The sequence below is a fragment of the Microbacterium sp. GbtcB4 genome, from assembly GCF_019091465.1.
Taxonomy (GTDB): Bacteria; Actinomycetota; Actinomycetes; order Actinomycetales; family Microbacteriaceae; genus Microbacterium; species Microbacterium paraoxydans.
Genome location: NZ_JAGXJJ010000544.1, coordinates 1 through 237, shown reverse-complemented (window position 1 = coordinate 237; position 237 = coordinate 1). Strand labels below are relative to the sequence as shown.

General features: G+C 77.2%; 1 protein-coding gene. It reads left to right on the top strand.

Annotation, left to right across the window (positions count from 1 at the left end):
- On the top strand, positions 1–237 hold a 237-nt coding region (locus KVS71_RS18770), incomplete at both ends, for a hypothetical protein (protein ID WP_217585288.1).

The following is a 237-nucleotide window of genomic DNA, read 5'->3' as shown; positions in this document are numbered from 1 at the left end:
CGCCCAGCGCCAGGAACCCGTTCCGCTCATCCCCCCCATCATCGGCACCCGCGACGACGGCCCCGGCGAGCGCCGCTCGTACCTCGCCCTCGACTGGCTCATCCGCACCCACCTGCCCACCTTCCTCGCCCTCTCGCTCCCCGCCGAAGCGCCGAGGGTCCGCGCCCTCGCACCCATCATCGACATGCACACCGCCGGGGCCGCGGGCCCCGCCGTGCGAGCCGCCCGGCCCGCCGC